Source organism: Micromonospora sp. NPDC047730, assembly GCF_043204765.1.
Classification (GTDB): Bacteria; Actinomycetota; Actinomycetes; order Mycobacteriales; family Micromonosporaceae; genus Micromonospora.
The window spans coordinates 34,932-50,619 of sequence record NZ_JBIDCU010000015.1; the positions used below are offsets into that span (position 1 = coordinate 34,932).

The following is a 15,688-nucleotide window of genomic DNA, read 5'->3' on the forward strand; positions in this document are numbered from 1 at the left end:
CGGCGGGACCGGGTCGGCGGGAGGTGGTCAGGCCGGGACGGCGCGGGCGGACGGCGCCGGTGGACGGCGGGTGACGGTCAGCGGAACCGTGGTCCGGGGGGACGGCCCCCGGGTTCGCCCTGGCCCGGCGATGGCGGGTGCAGCGGGGTCGCGCCGGGCCGGTGCAGCCGCAGCCGGGCGGCCAGTTCGTTGCGCGAGTTGACGTTCAGCTTCCGGTAGATCCGGGTCAGCCGCTGTTCGATGGCGCTGACCGTCAGGAAGAGCTTCTCGGCGATCTCGCGGTTGGTGTGGCCCTGGGCGGCCAGGGTGGCCACCTGGGACTCCGCGTCGTTGAGACCGTCGACCACCACCGCCGTGCCGGCGGGGCCCTCGGCCGAACCGGAGCCGGCGGTGGCCGTGCTGGCCCTCAGCAGCGGGATGCCGCACTCCTCGGCGAGGACCCGGGCCGCCCGGGCCGCGGCCCGGGCCTCCCGCCGGTCGCCGGCCTGCTGGTAGGCGTGGCCGAGGTCGGTCAGGTTGTGCGCCAGCTCCACCCGGTCGCCGCACTGCCGCAGCAGCCGGACGGCGCTGCGCAGGTGGGTGATCCGGTCCGGCCCGTCCTCCGCGGCGGCCAGCACCCGCAGCGCGGCGGCCCGGTAGCGCACCTGGACCGGCCGCAGCCGGGCCAGCTCCTCCCGGACCAACTTCCCGGCCTGTTGGCGGCGGCCCATCCGGAGCAGCGCCCGGGCCGACTCCGTCCGCCACGGGACCAGACCGGAGTGGTCCAGCCGCCACGAGGTCATCAACTGCCCGCAGAGCTGGAAGTCGGCCAGCGCGCCCTCGGGGCTTCCCGCGGCGAGAGCGTGCGTCCCGCGGGCATGCAGGTAGTGCAGCCCGATCGGGGTCTTGAACATCGCCGGCGGGACCGGCACCTGGAGGCAGGCGGCCGCCGCGTCGAGCTCGTGCATGAAGGTGAGGGCCCGCAGGCGGACGGCGAGCGGCATCCCGATCGCCACCCCCCAACCCTTCGGCGAGAGCTGGCCCAGCGCCTCGTCCGCGAGCCGCTCCGCGCGGGGCAGATCGCCGAGTCGGCCGCTGACGGACGCCCGGAGGACCGCGAGGGCCGCCGATGGCGAGGGATGGCGTCGGGCGGCCGGACTGCGCCCCAACCGGTCGCACCAGTCGCCGGCCAGGTCCAGCCGGTCGGCGTAGATCATGGCGATGATGGCGCAGACGCTGGTCCACATGCTCGGCTCGTCGTCCAGCCCGCCAGTGGACAGAGCCCGCTCGGCGGCCTCGACCACCGTGGCGTCACCGCGTTCGAGCACGGCGGACAGCAGGGTGGCTCCCTCGAGCCCACGCTTGACCTTGGCCAGGGTGAACGGGTCCCGGGCGGCGGCGGTGGGCTTGGGCCGGCCGACCGTGACCCCGGGATAGAGAGTGGACATCCAGCCGGTGGTGACGAGCAGTTCGGCCGCGGACCGCGGATCCGCGCTGTCGGCCCGGTCGCTCAGGTGCTGGACGAGTTCGACGGCCTTGTCGACATCACCGTGCCAGAGCAGGTACTGGATCGGCCCCGCCGCCTGCTGGCTGCCCAGGTGCCCGGCGCGGACGGCGGTGGCGACGCCGATCAGGTGGGGGACCGCCGCCTGCGGGTCGAGCTGCCACTCGGCGCGGGCCAGCGCGGAGCGGATCCGCGCCCGCAGGCAGTCGCCGACGGCGTTCCGGTTCGCCCGGCGCAGATACCGCCGGGCGGTCTCCACCTCGCCGTCGACCAACGCCTGCTCGCCGGCGTCCAGCAGGCTGTGCGCCATCCAGGGCTCGGTCAGCTCGTCGACCTTGGCCAGGTGCGGCGCGATCCGTGCCGGCGGCGCGCCCTCGTCGTGCAGCAGGCAGGCCGCCTCCAGGTGCAGCCGGGCGCGTTCCTCGGCGGTCATCCCGTCGAGCACCGCCTGACCCACCGCCGGATGCCGCAGCCCCGCCTCGGTGACCAGCCCGGCGCTGGTCGATCCGTCGACGGCGCCCAGCGCGGACCGCGACCGGGCGCCGACGAGCTGGGGCAGCAGGTTGCCGTGCAGGGAATCGCCGGTCACGGCGAGCACCCGGGCGGCCTCGAGCACCGGATGGTCGCAGCGGTACAGGCAGCTCAGCACGGCTTCCCGGAACGATTCGCCGGCGACGGGGTGGTCCGCGGACCGGGGCGCGGCGGCCTGGTCGTCGGCGAGCGCGTGCACCAGCAGTGGACTGCCGCCACTGATCCGGTGGCTCTCCTCGGCGATGGTCCGGGCGACCGGGACGCCGAGGCGGTGGGCGAGCACCTGGAACGTCCCCTCGACGGTGAGCAGCGGGAGTCGGATGCGGTGCAGCCGTGCGGGTTGCAGCAGCTCGGCGTAGACCTCGGGGCGCCACGGCCTGGTGCGCGGCGCCTCGGTCAGCAGGACCAGCACGGGCAGGCCGGCGATCCGCCGGGCCATGTAGTCGAGGCACCGCAGCGACGCCGTGTCGGCGTGGTGGACGTCGTCGACCGCGACGACGAGCGGGCCCCGGGCGGTCAGCTCGAGCAGGGCCCCGCCGATCGCGGCGGTGCTGCGGGCCGTGTCCTCGTCCTCGGCGCCGTCGACGTCGGCCCAGGCTAGGGAGCCCGCGTCCAGCAACCGCCCGACGCGGGCCCGGTCGTCCGGATCCAACGACGCGGCCCGGACGAGTTGGCGGACGACCTCCAGCGGGACGGTGCGTTCGGCGCGGGACGCGCTCGCGCCGAGGACGCGCGCCCCGGCCTCGCCGGCCCGCCGGGCGAAGGTCTGCAACAGCGCGGTCTTGCCGGAGCCGACCGGGCCGGTCAGCACGGTCACCGTCCGGCCGGTGAGGGTGCCGCCGGTGGCGATCAGGTCCGCGAGCCGGCGTTCCAGCAGGTCGAGCTGGCACGACCGCTCGGTCAGCTCCATCGACGCGGCCTCCGGAGGAGCGGGCGGCCCGCGGTCACCGGACACGCCACCTGCCCTGCGCGGCCCTGGAGCTCGACGAAATCGGAGACCGGCAATTCTCGACCCATTCCAGTTTTGGTTATATAGATCGCCGTCGAGGAGTGACGGGCAGCCATCGACCGACTTGACCGACTGGCGGCTCCGAGTTGCAGCCCGCCAGTGTCGGCGATAATTCCCCAGCTCCTCTTGGCCGGTCTCCCCCTATCGACCGCCGTGATGGTGGGAGTATGGCAGTTCGGCAATTGGGCGGCAAGCCGAGGTTTGTAAAGGATGGGCAAACATCGGCTCGGGTGTCCTTGCCGCCGACATCACGCGTCGGGCGCGGGATTCACAACAGAAAGTCGCCGCCTGATCCCGCAACGTGACCAGGTGTTGCGCCGGTCGTCGAGGTTGCTTTTTTATGGCGATGCGGCCATTGGTTGTCGCGCCTTCCCCGTGCTAGGCGTGCGCGAGCCGCCCGCGGGGCCGCGAGCGAGTGTTCGTCCCCGCCCGGCCCGGCTGGCCGTGTCGCATGCCAATCGGGGCCTGTCCGGTCAGTCGTCGGAGGGGTGGGCGGAGGCTGGCGCCGGTCGGATGCGGGCAGTTCAGCCCGGTCGGCCCGGTGGTGACGGCCGGGCTGGGGCGAGCGTCTGCCCCCGCCCGGCGGATGGCGTCCGGCGCCCCGCGCTCAGGGTGCTGGTCGCGTCGCCGGCGGTGGTCGGCCCGCCCGTCCCGGTTCGGTTTCCGGGAGGCGCCGGATGTCGGGCGGGCCGGCGGAATTGTGAGAGATCCTCTGTTTGCTGCGAGGTAATGCGTTCCCCGCGCCGATGGCGTGACCCCTCCGTGGCCGCGTCGGCCGGATGGGAAGGGGCTTGCGTCGCGGCATCGTCCCAGGCCTGCCCGATTCGGACCTTTGGGAACATTAAGCGATTATGTTGTTAAAAATGAATTATGCTCCCAGCGCTGTCGGGAGCGGGCACCGCGGGCGGTGCCGAGCCCGTTGAAAATTGAAAGAGATTGGCTCGTGGAATCGATTTTCCGTCGTTTCGTCCGGTGGCCGGCCGACAATTCCACCGTCGATCGGAGTCCATTGCTCACCGCTTCTGCCGGACGGTATTCTCCCCACAGAGTCGCACGGGCACCAGAACGGTCCTGCCGGCCGTTGCCAAAGGCGGGGCCACATCGCGTCCGACCTGGCCCGCCATCGTCGGCAGGGGACCTGGCCGGGTGGCTAGGGGTTGTGTCCGACCATTGCGCAGCCTAATTTCGGGACACCCCGCGTCGATGGCGGGATGGCCGGATATGGGGCTGCTCGAACCCCATGACGTGAAGGGTCCTGTGGCCGTCGTGATGTCCCAGTTGCTGCCGCGACTCGTGCACGTCCCTGGCAGGGGATAACGGGGATGACACTGCTGCCGGCGCTGCGGGGATCGGGCGCGGACCGGGCCGATGCGGTCAGGGTGGCCGGCGGCACGCTCTCCAGTGAGGCCCTGCTCGGCTGCGTCACCGCGGTCGCCGACCGGATCAGGGACGCCGGCGTGGTCGCGGTCGACGCCACGCCGACCCTGGAGACGGTCGTGGGCATGCTCGGCGCCGTCCACGCGGGCGTTCCGCTCGTGCCACTGCCGCCCGACGCCGAGCAGCATGAGCGGAACCGCATCCTGCGGCAGTCCGGGACGACGGTGGTCCTCGGAGCGCGCCAGCCCGGCGGCGACCGGCTGCCCACGGTTCCCGTCGACCTGCGTCAGCGTTCCTCGACGCACCATCCCGAGCCCGAGCCGGGCGCCGACGCGGTCATCCTCTACACCGGAGGAGCCGCTGGGCCGTCGCGCGGGGTGCGCATCTCGCGTCGCGCCATCGCCGCCGACCTCGACCTGCTGGCCGACGCCTGGCGCTGGAGCGGGGAGGACGTCGTGGTCCAGGGCGCGCCGCTGTTCCGGGCGTACGGCCTGGTCGTCGGTCTGCTCGGCGCGCTGCGGGCCGGCAGCCGCTTCGTCCACCTCGACCGGAACGCCTGCGCGGGCCCGACCGGCACCATGTACCTGGCGCTGCCCGCGCAGTGGGCGAGGATCGCGCGGAACGGCCCGCTGGCCCGGTCGCTGGCCGCGGCGCGGATCCTGATCTCCGCGGACGCCCCGCTGGCCACCGCCGTGGCCGAGCGGCTCCGGCTGCTCACCTCGCACGCACCGGTCCAGGCGTACGGCACGACCGAGACCCTCGTCGCGATGACCGGTCGGGCCGGCGACCCACCGGTCGACGGAGCCGTCGGCAGCCCCCTCCCGGGCGTGGAGACCCGGGTGCTGGACCGCGAGGACCGGCCCGTGCCGGCCGACGGCGAGGCGGTGGGCGAGCTGAGCGTCCGCGGGCCGACGCTGTTCAGCGGCTACGTCGACGGCGGCGGGCGGAGCGCGGCCGGTCCCTGGCACGCCACCGGTGACCTGGCAACCGTGGCCGCCGACGGGTCACACCGGATCATCGGACGCCGAGGGCTCGACGTGGTGCACAGCCGCGGCCGGCGGGTGCACGCCGGCCAGGTCGAGGAGACGTTGATGAACCACCCCGGCGTCCGGGACGCCGCCGTCGTCGGCACGCCGCACCCCACGCTCGGCGAACAGGTCACGGCCTACGTCGTCGCCACCGAGGACCTGACCGCGCAGGTGCTGATCGACCACGTCGGGCGGCACCTCTCGGCCGCCCAACGCCCCCGCCGGGTGCACTTCGTCGACGAGTTGCCCCGCACCGCGCTCGGTCGGATCAGGAAGTCCCTGCTGGTCGCCGCCGGCTGACCCGGCCGGTCGGCACCATGCCCGGCCGGGTCGCGGCAGGCTGGTCCGCGCCGGCTCCCCGTGCAGACGCTCCCTGTGCGGCTGGTCCGCGCCGTGCCGGTGGTTCCGCGACGAGGCGGGCTGCGGTCAGCCCTCCACCCAGCCGTGCCGTCGGGCCAGGGCCAGCATCCGGGCACGCACCGCCACGATCTGCGCCCCGGTCAGGTCCGGCACGGAGGTCACCAGCGCCTCCGTGGTCTCCGCGGAGAACGCCCGCTCGGAGAGCACGTCGCACAGGCCGTCCTCGTCGTCCGCGACCTGCCCGCTCTCCCGACCCCGCCCGCCGGCAACCGGCACGCCGGCCCGGGCCGTCCCGGCCCGCTCCACTGCCGGTGCCGCGCCGACCACCCGCACCAGCACGGCCTTGGGGCCGCGGTCGGTCTCCACCGCGTCGTACTCCACCGGGACACCGGGCGTCAGCGCCCACTTGTCACCGTCCAGCATGTTCGCGTGCACGAACACGTCGTCGCTGCCGTCGTCCGGGGCGATGAACCCGTAGCCCCGCACCTCGTCGAACCGCACCACCTTGCCAGTGAGCATCGCTTTCCCGCATCCATCCGACCGATCCGCTGTCCCACCCGTGGGTCGGGGCACCCCCCAGACTGGCAGCCGCCCGCGCGGCCCGGCACCCGTACCCGACCCCTATGGTGCACCCTACGGCCGGCGTCGGGGCAGTGCCGGCCGCCGCAGCGCCTAGCATCGGCGACCGTGATCGAGCAGATCCTGCCCTCCACCGTGGCGGTGGCCGAGTCGTTCGCCGACCCCGCCGGCCTGACCCTGTTCCCCGAGGAGGAGGCGCTGGTCGCCGCGTCGGTGGAGAAGCGCCGCCGGGAGTTCACCACCGTGCGGCACTGCGCCCGCCGGGCGCTCGGCGAGCTGGGCTTCCCCCCGGTGCCGATCCTGTCCGGAGTGCGGGGCGCCCCGGTCTGGCCGGACGGCGTGGTCGGCAGCATGACGCACTGCGAGGGCTACCGGGCGGCCGTCCTCGGTCGTACGGCGGCCTTCGCCACCCTCGGGGTGGACGCCGAGCCGCACGCGCCGCTGCCCGACGGGGTGCTCGACGCGATCGCCCTGCCGGCCGAGCGCGCCCGCACCGCGGCGCTCACCGCCGCCGACCCGTCGGTCTGCTGGGACCGCCTGCTGTTCAGCGCGAAGGAGTCGGTCTACAAGGCGTGGTTTCCGCTCACCGGCCGGTGGCTGGACTTCGCCGAGGCGGACATCGTGCTCGATCCGGCCGGGACGTTCACCGCCCACCTGCTGGTGCCCGGCCCGGTGCTCGGCGGGGTGCCGGTGACCGCCTTCGCCGGCCGGTTCCTGGTCGGCCGGGGCCTGGTGGTCACCGCGATCAGCATCCCGGCGGTCGCCTGACCCGCCCGCACCGGGGTCGCCGTGGCCGACCGGTCAGTCCGCCAGCAGCCGGTTCTTCTGCACCTTCCCGAGGGCGTTGCGGGGCAGCGCGTCGACCAGGCGCACCTCGCGCGGCCGCTTGTGCGCGGACAGGTGCCGGGCCACGAAGTCCACCAGCTCCGGCCCGTCCACCCCGTCGCCCACCACGTACGCGGTGACCTGCTGGCCGAGGTCCGGGTGCGGGATCCCCACCACGGCGGCCTCCCGGACTCCCGGGTGCGCGAGCAGGGCGTCCTCCACCTCGCCCGCGCCGATCCGGTAGCCGCCGCTCTTGATCAGGTCGGTGGACGCCCGCCCGACGATCCGGTGCCAGCCGTCGGGGTCGACGGTGGCGACGTCGCCCGTGCGGAACCAGCCGTCCGGGGTGCTGCTCGCCGCGTCGGCGTCCGGACGGTTGAGGTACCCGTCGAAGAGGGTGGGGCCGCTGACCTGGAGCTCGCCCATCACCGCCCCGTCGGCCGGCAGCGTCGCGCCCTGCTCGTCGACCAGCCGCGTCCGCACTCCGGGCAGCGGCAGCCCGACGGTGCCCGGCCGGCGCGGGCCGTCCGCCCGGGCGCTCACCGTGATCAGGGTCTCGGTCATCCCGTACCGCTCGACGACCCGGTGGCCGGTGAGCGCGGCGAGGTCCGCGAAGACCGCCGCCGGCAGCGCCGCGCTGCCCGAGACGAGCAGCCGCGCCGGGCGCAGGGCCCGCGCCGCGTCGGGGTCGGCGGCGACCCGGGACCACACCGTGGGTACGCCGAAGTACATCGAGCCCTCGGCGGCCGCGTAGCGCTCCGGACGCGGCCGGCCGACGTGGTGCAGCCGGCTGCCCAGCCGCAGCGGCCCGAGCACACCGAGCACCAGCCCGTGCACGTGGAACAGCGGCAGGCCGTGGACCAGCAGGTCGTCCGGCGTCCAGGCCCAGGCGTCGGCCAGGCCGTCCAGGCACGCGGCGACCGCGCGGCGGGAGATGACCGCGCCCTTCGGCGCGCCGGTGGTGCCGCTGGTGTAGAGGATCAGCGCGGTGCGGGCCGGGTCCGGCTCGGGGTGCGTGGTGTCCGAGCGCCGGGTCAGGTCGATCGGGACGACGGCTGGGCCCGTGCCGTCGGCCGGGCGCTCCGCGCCGGCCGAGACCAGCAGCGCCGTCGACCCCGAGTCGCGCAGGATGTGGTCGCGTTCCATCGGCCCGGCGTCCGGCGGCACCGGCACGACCGCCGCCCCGGCGGTCAGCGCGCCGACCACCCCGACCACCGTCTCCAGGGTCGCGGTCGCCTCGATCGCCACCCGGTCGACGCCGCGCAGCTCGTCCGCGACCGCCGCGGCCAGGCGGCGCAGCTCCACCCCGGACACCGCCCGGTCGTCGACGCGGATCGCGTCCGGGCGCTCGTCGGTGCCTTCCGAGAGCCAGCTCAGCAGCGGCATGGTGCGACCCTTCTCCAGCGGCTCGGGCCCGGCGTCGGAGCGGCCGGGCCGTGACCCGGGCCGGAGCGGCCGGGCGTGACCCGGTGCCGGACCGGGGGCCCGGGACGCCGGTAGGGTCGACGGTGCGCCGGTGGTTCCGGGCGGGTGCGTACGCCCGGCCGGCAGGCCCGGGACGACGATCCCGACCGTAGTCGGGGCGTCCCCCGGCCTGCCACCCCTACCGGCCGGCGAGGTCGGACGGGCGGGAGGTGGCGTCGGTGGCCGGGGAGACGACGGAACGGGTGTCGGTGCCCGCGAGCGTCCGGGCCGTGGTGCTCGACCTCGACGGGGTGCTGGTCGACAGCCTCGCGGTGGCCAGGGAGGCGTTCGCCCTCGCGTACGGGGAGGTGGTCGGCGACGGCGTCGCCCCGGTCGAGGAGTACTGCCGCCATCCGGGCCGGTACCTGCCGGAGGTGCTGGAGCTGATGGGCCTGCCGGCGGCGCTGGCCGAGCCGTTCGTCCGGGAGAGCAACCGCCTCGCGCACCGGGTCACCCCCGTCGACGGGGTGACGGAGCTGCTCGGCACGCTGCGGCGGAGGGGGATCGGCCTGGCCGTGGCGACCGGCCGCAGCGGCGTACGGGCCCGGGACCTGCTCGGCCGACTCGACCTGTTGCCGCTCGTCGACCACGTGGTGGGCTCGGACGAGGTGCCCCGGCCCAAGCCCGCACCGGACATCGTGCGGCAGGCGCTGCGGCTGCTCGGGGCCCGGCCGGCGGAGGCGCTCATGGTCGGTGACGCACCGAGCGACCTGCTCAGCGCGCGGGCGGCCGGGGTGGTCGCGGTGGCCGCGCTGTGGGGCGAGTCCGACGAGGAGGCCCTGCGCGCCGCCGGCCCCGACGTCGTGCTGACCCGGCTGGACGAGCTGCTGCCCCTCTGCCCGGCGCCCGGCCCACCCCACCGTGTCGACGGACACGCGCGGTAACCGGCCAACACCCCTGTCGCCGCGCCCGGCTCGCCGGTCGACACCCCTGTCCCCGGGTCGTATCCCGTTCGAAACCCCCGATTCGTCAACTGATCGATTGATTCGTACCTCCGTTGGACGGATGATGTCGGGCGTCGGCCGGCCTCGCGGGCGGGCCGGCGCTGGCACGTCACCGCAGCCGACGCCGCGATCAGCCGGGGGTCCCGCCCGCCCTGACGGCCGCCCGCACGTGAAGGAGGACCACGCCCATGCCGGTCATCGAAGTCGATCATCTGCAGAAACGGTACGGGGAGAAGGTCGCCGTCGCGGACGTCTCCTTCACCGTCGAGCAGGGCGAGATCTTCGGCGTGCTGGGCCCCAACGGGGCGGGCAAGACCACCACCGTCGAGTGCGTGCAGGGGCTGCGCCGGCCCGACGGCGGCACCATCCGGGTGCTCGGGCTCGACCCGATCCGCGACCGCGCCGAGGTGTGCCAGCGCGTCGGCGCCCAGCTCCAGGAGAGCCAACTGCCCGACAAGGTGCGGGTGTGGGAGGCGCTGGACCTGTACCGGTCCTTCTACCGCAACCGGGCCGACATCGACGAGCTGCTGACCGGCCTCGGCCTGGCCGAGCAGCGCAACACCTACTTCCAGAAGCTCTCCGGCGGGCAGAAGCAGCGGCTGTCGGTGGCGTTGTCCCTGGTCGGGCGGCCCGAGGTCGCCATCCTCGACGAGCTGACCACGGGGCTCGACCCGCAGGGTCGCCGGGACACCTGGGACCTGGTCGAGCGGATCCGCGACCGGGGCGTCACGGTCGTGCTGGTCACCCACTTCATGGAGGAGGCGGAACGCCTCTGCGACCGGCTCGCGATCATCGACCAGGGGCGGGTGGTGGCGATCGACAGCCCCTCCGGTCTGCTCAACCGGGTGGGTACCGAGCACCGGGTGCACTTCCGGCCCGACGAGCCGGTCCAGGACGCGCTGCTGCTCGGATTGCCCGACGTGACCGGGGTGTCCCGCGACGGCGCGGAGGTGACGGTGACCGGCACGGCGGACGTGCTCCAGTCGGTCCTGTCCGCGCTCAACGGGGCCGGCATCCGCTACACCGCGCTCCGGGTCGAGCAGCCCAGCCTCGACGACGCGTTCGTGTCCCTCACCGGCCGTGCCGGCCGGACCGCCACGCAGTCCCCGACCGACCGGAGGTCATCGTGAGCGCCCTGACCAAGCTGGTCGCCGTCGAGACGAAGCTGTTCCTCCGGGAGCCGGTGTCGCTGTTCTTCGTCTTCGCCCTGCCGATCGGCCTGATGCTCGTCTTCGGGTTGCCGCAACGCGGCGGCACGGCCGCCGCCACCGGGCAGCACGCCGAGCAGACCTTCCTGCCGTCCCTGGCGCTGTCACTGACTATCGGTATGCTCGCGCTCTTCACCCTGCCGATGGCACTCGGCATCTACCGTGAGCGCCGGGTCCTGCGCCGCCTGGCGACCACCCCGGTGCAGCCCGCCCTCCTGCTGGTGGCCCAGGTCGTGGTCAACCTTGTGGCGGGCGTCCTCGGCGCGGTGATCACCTCGATCGCCGTACGGTTCCTGCTGGACCAGCCGGCGCCGGCCAATATCCCCGGCTTCGTGCTGGCGTTCCTGCTCGGGGTGGCCTGCCTCTTCGCCGTCGGGCTGCTGATCGCGGCGCTGGCGCCGTCCGCCCGGGCGGCGCAGTCGATCGGCCCCGCGCTGTTCTTCCCGCTGCTCTTCCTCGCCGGCGCCTGGCTGCCCCGGGACCGGATGCCGGCCGCCCTGGCCCTCATCGCCGACTACTCGCCGCTGGGCGCCACGGTGGACACCATCGGCGCGGCGTGGGCGGGTGCCAGCCCGCAGTGGGGGCAGCTGCTCGCCCTGGCCGTGACGGCCGTGCTCGGCTCCGTGTTGGCGACCCGCTTCTTCCGCTGGGAGTGAGCCGGCCGGTGGCCGGCGCCCGGGCGTGCGGAAGCATCGTCGCTGCCCAGGGCGGGTCCTAGGGGTCCGCTAAGGGTGTTCGGGCGGATGTGACCTGGATTACGTTCGCTGCGGAACGGGCGGCCGGCCACCGGAACAACGACGTTCGACCCGGAGCGTCCGTTCACCCCGGCAACGGGTGTCGTCAGACCTGTGTGGACGCGTCCGCCGGCCAGCGGCGGGCCCGTCCGAGGTGTGCGGAATGCGACGGAGGTCGTGCCATGAAGGACTTTTCGCAAGCTGATCCGGTCGCCCGGGACGTCGCCGGCGTCATCGATGCCGTCCTGGAGGGCGGCCCGGCCGATCTGCCGGCCGACCTGCGCAGTCACCGGGTGGCGCGGGCGGCGGAGAAGATCAAGGTCCGGCACTACGGAGGGTACGAGCACTTCGAGCGGGGCAACGCCCCGGAGACGGCCGACGTGCCCGTGGTGTTCCGCTGGACCGGTCGGACCCGGATCGCCGAGTAGCGGAAGGGGGCACGAGTCGCATGAGGTCAGCGAACGACGGGCCGGGGCCCCACCTCTCGGTCAGCGACACGGCCGAGGTCGTCGCCTTCTACACGGACGTCCTCGACGCCGTCCAGCTCCAGCGGGAGTGCCTGCTCGACGGCCGCGTCCTGCAGGCGGAACTGGCCGTCGATGGGCACCGGCTGACCGTCAGCGAGTGGGCCGAGGCGGGGTCGCCGGCCGAGGGCCGGGACGACGTGCTGACCATCGAGCGGACCGACCCCGACGCGGTGCTGCGGCGGGCGCTGGCCGCCGGTGCCCGCGTCGAACCGCCGGCGGGTCCGGCGCAGCAGCCGACCCTGCGCGATCCCGCCGGCCTGTGCTGGACCGTCGTCGGGCCGCAGCCGGCGTAGGCGAACACCGCCGCCCGTCGGGCGACGTGACAGGAGGCCCACGCTCGTCCGAGCGTGGGCCTCTGCGGTGGCACGGCTGCCGCCGTGCGCGTCCGGGGCAGCCGGGGTCGGGAGCCAGCGCTCATCGGGGGCGGGCGTTGCGCTTGCGTACGGCGAAGAAGAGCGCCGCGGCCCGGCGGACGTCGCCCGGCCGACGCGGATCCGTGGCGACGTCGTGCAGCAGGTCCCGGTCGGCCCGGTCCGCGGCCAGCGTCATGAGCAGCGAGAAGCACTCCCGTGCGGCGTCCCGGCCGGCGGGGCGGTCCGCGCCGCCGGCCCAGTGCGTCAGCAGCGCCGCGAGCACGTCCGCCCGGAACGGGAGTGCGCCGGCCCCGCCCGTCCCGGCGCGGCCGGCGAGCAGGTGACCGGCGGCGATCGCGCCGTCCGGCTCCGCCAGGCGGTCCCGCAGGAAGGCCGGCGCGACGGCGGCCCGGCTGATCGCCTGCAACGCGACGAACCGCGTCGAGCGGGTGTTCATCAGCGTCACCCACTCGTCGGGCCGCCAGTCCCGGGCCAGCGGCCCCGCCGCCAGGTATTCCACCAGGCTGGGCCAGACCGAGGCCAGGGTGTGCCGGTCGGCCCGGAAGAGGTTCGTGGCGAGCAGGATCTGCCGTACGTGGGTGGGCCAGTCGGGCAGCGCCCGGGCCGGGGGAGCCGGCGCGTGCGCCGCCGACCAGTCCACGACCGCCGCCACCGGATCGCCCCCGATGACCGCGGCGGTCGCCGCCACCTCGACGAGTTCGGTGTGCCGCGCCACCAGCCAGGCGGCGATCGACTCGCCCTCGGGCGGGCAGCGCAGCAGCGCCTCGCAGGCGGCGTCCAGGCTGTCCCGGCCGCCGCGCAGCAGGGCGCGGACGAACTCGTCGAGCAGGGCCGCCGGGCCGGGCTGCGGGGCCGTTTCCGCCTGCCCGCCCTCCCACACCAGCACGGCGATGGTGGCGGTCAGCGGGTTGTGCACCGGGCCGGTGATGCGCTGGGCGTGGGCCCAGTCCAGGAACCCGCGCGCCGTGGCGTCGTCCGGGAACCACCGGGCGGCCAGCAGCGCGACGTCGGCGTCGGTGAAGTGCGCCAGGTGGTACGCCGCGTAGCCGTCGCTCAGCACGGCCAACTCGTCCTCGGCCAGGTGCCGCGTGGTCACCAGGAGGCGCCACGGCTTCGGCGCCGCGGCCGGGCCGGGGGAGCGGGCCAGGGTGGCGAGGCGGTTGAGCACGACGGCCCGCTCGTCCGGGTCGGCGACGGCGTCGACCCCGTCGACGCAGACCAGCCACCGCCGCCCGGGAGCGGGCGGCTGCTCCACGTCGAGCGGGGCGCCCTCCCGCGGGTACGCCTCGGCGAGCGCGGCGGGCAGCGGCTGGTGCACCAGGGCGGTGGCCGGCAGGCTCACCAGCACCGGACCGGGCGGGGACCGTCGCCGCCGGCCGCGTCCGGCGAGCCAGCGCTGCGCCGACCGGGCGCTCTCGTAGCGGACGAGCGCCGTCTTGCCGCTGCCCGGCTCACCGATCAGCAGCACGTTGCCGGCACCGGTGAGCAGGTCCGCCACGTCGACGCCGTCGCCGGCCGGGGCGAGCCGGGGCACCACCCGGCGCGGCACGTACACCTCGGACAGCGGCTTCACGTACCCGCCGAACCGGTGCGGGTGCACGATGCCGGCGTCCGCCTCCCGCTTCCAGACCGGGCTCAGCGCGGACCACCAGCCGCGCCGGTCCCGGTCCCGGGTGTACCGGCGGACGGCGAGGACCGCGCCGGCGAGCGCCAGCGTGCCGCTGACGACGCCGGCGACCTGGTTGGGGATCTCCAGGTCCATCGGCGTCAGGGCCGGCCGGCGCCGGGCCGGTCCGCCGCCAGGTGGTGGGCCCCGCATCCCTCGCAGTAGGCGCCGGTCTGCGCCTCGCCGCAGTGCCGCCACGGCGCGGGCGGGCCGGCCGGCGCGGACCGCTGCGCCGGCGGCTCCTGCGGCCCCCACCGGGAGGTGTGGTGGGACACGACCAGGGAGGACTGGGTCAGCCGGGCGTCCACGTCGGGCTTGAGGCGGACCCGGCCGCCGGCGGCGTCCAGGACGTCCACCACCCGGGCGAGCAGGACCACGTCGTCGTCGCGGCCCGCGGCGTGGGCGAGCGCCACCGCGCGGCCCAGGTGCTCCTCCGCCTCGGTGGTCCGGCCCGCCCGGGCGGCCGTCAGCCCGCGCTGGACCGCCGCCGCGTAGTCCTGCTGCCGGGTGTAGTGGGCGACGCTCTCGTTGATCTCCGAGTACCGCAGGGCGTCCTCGGTCCACTCCACGGTGATCGGCGCCTCGGCCGGCTCGCCGTCCGCGTCGGCGTGGACGCTCACCCAGCCGACCCGCCGCCGCGCCCCCGGCGCCATCGCGTCGACCTCCAGGGCGACGTGGTAGTCCCGCTGGTCGTGCGGGCTCCACGCGCCGACCGGGTAGTCGGTGGTCAGCTCGCCGGCCGGCTCGCCGCGCCCCGTGAGGTCGGCGATCGCCGGGTGTACCTGCTTGACGAAGCGGACCCGGGTCAGCCCGGTGGTGCGCACCCGGAGCCGCACGTCGGCGACCCGGCGGGACATCGCGCGCGTCAGCACCGCCCGGAACTCGTCGGCGAGCCCGGCGAGGTCCTCCACCGGCACGACGGGGTTGGCTCCCAACGCCTCCGCGATGCCCAGCAGCTCCGCCGCGTCCCAGTCGTGCACGCCGTCGGCGGAGCCGATGGCGCGGCAGTCGACGGTGAAGCGCCCCACGCAGTCGTCCACCGCCGCCCGCAGGTCGGCCGGGCGCTGGGACTCGTTGCGGCCGTCGGTGAGCAGGATGACGTGCCCGATCGTGTCGGGCCGCGTGGCGAGCAGCCGGCGGGCCAGCAGCAGCCACGTGCCGATGGCGGTGCCGCCGTGCGGCGCCACGTGCCGCAGCGCGTCGCGGGCGGAGGCGCGGGTGCTCTCGTCGGCGACCGCCAGCCGCCGGTCGCGCGGGTAGACCATCGTCGCGTTGGCGGTGCCGGCCACCACCGCGAACGCGACCCCGTCCGGCAGGGCGTCGATGGCGGCGGCGGTCGCCTGCCGGGCGGCCCGCATCTTGGCCTGCGGCGCCCCCATCGAGCCCGAGGAGTCGAGCAGGATCACCTCGGCCAGGCCGTCGTGGCGGACCTCCCCCTCCTCCGGCTCCACGCCCTGCACGGTGGCGACGACGTCGACGACCGCTCCGTCGGCGGGCACGTACTCGGTGTGGTGCACGCTCAGGCGCAGCGGCAGACCGTTGGCGGGGGGCACGGGTGACCTCTTTCCGTCGGGGCCGG

At 75.2% G+C, this 15,688-nt stretch carries 12 protein-coding genes; 7 read left to right on the forward strand and 5 right to left on the reverse strand.

What is annotated here, in order from left to right:
* Positions 1 to 77: 77 nt before the first annotated feature.
* Positions 78 to 2,924, reverse strand: a complete 2,847-nt coding sequence (locus ACGF5G_RS27265) for an AAA family ATPase (protein ID WP_393267786.1) — start codon at positions 2,922 to 2,924, stop codon at positions 78 to 80.
* A gap of 1,421 nt (positions 2,925 to 4,345) precedes the next feature.
* Here ACGF5G_RS27265 and ACGF5G_RS27270 point away from each other — a divergent pair.
* Complete coding sequence (locus ACGF5G_RS27270) at positions 4,346 to 5,728, forward strand: AMP-binding protein (protein ID WP_393267787.1); 1,383 nt, start codon at positions 4,346 to 4,348, stop codon at positions 5,726 to 5,728.
* A gap of 126 nt (positions 5,729 to 5,854) precedes the next feature.
* Here the strand turns inward: ACGF5G_RS27270 and ACGF5G_RS27275 are convergent, their stop codons facing one another.
* On the reverse strand, positions 5,855 to 6,307 hold the full coding sequence (locus ACGF5G_RS27275) for a cold-shock protein (RefSeq protein ID WP_393267790.1): 453 nt from the start codon (positions 6,305 to 6,307) through the stop codon (positions 5,855 to 5,857).
* Between the two features lie 168 nt (positions 6,308 to 6,475).
* Between ACGF5G_RS27275 and ACGF5G_RS27280 the strand changes: the two genes are divergently transcribed.
* The gene (locus ACGF5G_RS27280) at positions 6,476 to 7,135 is read left to right on the forward strand and encodes a 4'-phosphopantetheinyl transferase (protein ID WP_393267791.1); all 660 of its coding nucleotides are present in this window, start codon (positions 6,476 to 6,478) and stop codon (positions 7,133 to 7,135) included.
* Positions 7,136 to 7,168: 33 nt separating this feature from the next.
* Here ACGF5G_RS27280 and ACGF5G_RS27285 read toward each other — a convergent pair whose 3' ends face one another.
* The gene (locus ACGF5G_RS27285) at positions 7,169 to 8,578 is read right to left on the reverse strand and encodes an acyl-CoA synthetase (RefSeq protein ID WP_393267794.1); all 1,410 of its coding nucleotides are present in this window, start codon (positions 8,576 to 8,578) and stop codon (positions 7,169 to 7,171) included.
* Positions 8,579 to 8,835: 257 nt separating this feature from the next.
* On the opposite strand from ACGF5G_RS27285, the gene ACGF5G_RS27290 reads away from it, so the two are divergent.
* The 5 genes from ACGF5G_RS27290 to ACGF5G_RS27310 all read left to right on the forward strand — a co-directional run bounded on the left by ACGF5G_RS27290 (position 8,836) and on the right by ACGF5G_RS27310 (position 12,362).
* Positions 8,836 to 9,540, forward strand: a complete 705-nt coding sequence (locus ACGF5G_RS27290) for an HAD-IA family hydrolase (RefSeq protein WP_393267796.1) — start codon at positions 8,836 to 8,838, stop codon at positions 9,538 to 9,540.
* A gap of 248 nt (positions 9,541 to 9,788) precedes the next feature.
* Positions 9,789 to 10,730, forward strand: a complete 942-nt coding sequence (locus ACGF5G_RS27295; protein WP_393267799.1) for an ATP-binding cassette domain-containing protein — start codon at positions 9,789 to 9,791, stop codon at positions 10,728 to 10,730.
* Positions 10,727 to 11,464, forward strand: a complete 738-nt coding sequence (locus ACGF5G_RS27300) for an ABC transporter permease (protein WP_393267801.1) — start codon at positions 10,727 to 10,729, stop codon at positions 11,462 to 11,464. The genes ACGF5G_RS27295 and ACGF5G_RS27300 overlap by 4 nt, the downstream gene beginning before the upstream one ends.
* A gap of 260 nt (positions 11,465 to 11,724) precedes the next feature.
* Positions 11,725 to 11,970 carry a DUF5988 family protein gene (locus ACGF5G_RS27305; protein WP_393267804.1) on the forward strand — a complete coding sequence of 82 codons (246 nt, stop codon included), beginning with the start codon at positions 11,725 to 11,727 and terminating at the stop codon, positions 11,968 to 11,970.
* A 20-nt stretch (positions 11,971 to 11,990) separates the two neighbouring features.
* Complete coding sequence (locus tag ACGF5G_RS27310) at positions 11,991 to 12,362, forward strand: VOC family protein (protein ID WP_393267806.1); 372 nt, start codon at positions 11,991 to 11,993, stop codon at positions 12,360 to 12,362.
* Between the two features lie 121 nt (positions 12,363 to 12,483).
* Here ACGF5G_RS27310 and ACGF5G_RS27315 read toward each other — a convergent pair whose 3' ends face one another.
* Together ACGF5G_RS27315 and ACGF5G_RS27320 are read right to left on the reverse strand one after the other, a co-directional pair.
* Complete coding sequence (locus tag ACGF5G_RS27315) at positions 12,484 to 14,205, reverse strand: hypothetical protein (protein ID WP_393267809.1); 1,722 nt, start codon at positions 14,203 to 14,205, stop codon at positions 12,484 to 12,486.
* 5 nt (positions 14,206 to 14,210) lie between these two features.
* Complete coding sequence (locus ACGF5G_RS27320) at positions 14,211 to 15,662, reverse strand: VWA domain-containing protein (RefSeq protein ID WP_393267811.1); 1,452 nt, start codon at positions 15,660 to 15,662, stop codon at positions 14,211 to 14,213.
* Between the last annotated feature and the right edge of the window lie 26 nt (positions 15,663 to 15,688).

What these genes read in the sequence shown, in the direction of transcription:
- ACGF5G_RS27265 (WP_393267786.1), bottom strand. Translation starts at nt 2,924, where the DNA reads ATGGAGCTGACCGAGCGGTCGTGCCAGCTCGACCTGCTGGAACGCCGG.
- ACGF5G_RS27270 (WP_393267787.1), top strand. Translation starts at nt 4,346, where the DNA reads ATGACACTGCTGCCGGCGCTGCGGGGATCGGGCGCGGACCGGGCCGAT.
- ACGF5G_RS27275 (WP_393267790.1), bottom strand. Translation starts at nt 6,307, where the DNA reads ATGCTCACTGGCAAGGTGGTGCGGTTCGACGAGGTGCGGGGCTACGGG.
- ACGF5G_RS27285 (WP_393267794.1), bottom strand. Translation starts at nt 8,578, where the DNA reads ATGCCGCTGCTGAGCTGGCTCTCGGAAGGCACCGACGAGCGCCCGGAC.
- ACGF5G_RS27295 (WP_393267799.1), top strand. Translation starts at nt 9,789, where the DNA reads ATGCCGGTCATCGAAGTCGATCATCTGCAGAAACGGTACGGGGAGAAG.
- ACGF5G_RS27305 (WP_393267804.1), top strand. Translation starts at nt 11,725, where the DNA reads ATGAAGGACTTTTCGCAAGCTGATCCGGTCGCCCGGGACGTCGCCGGC.
- ACGF5G_RS27310 (WP_393267806.1), top strand. Translation starts at nt 11,991, where the DNA reads ATGAGGTCAGCGAACGACGGGCCGGGGCCCCACCTCTCGGTCAGCGAC.
- ACGF5G_RS27315 (WP_393267809.1), bottom strand. Translation starts at nt 14,205, where the DNA reads ATGGACCTGGAGATCCCCAACCAGGTCGCCGGCGTCGTCAGCGGCACG.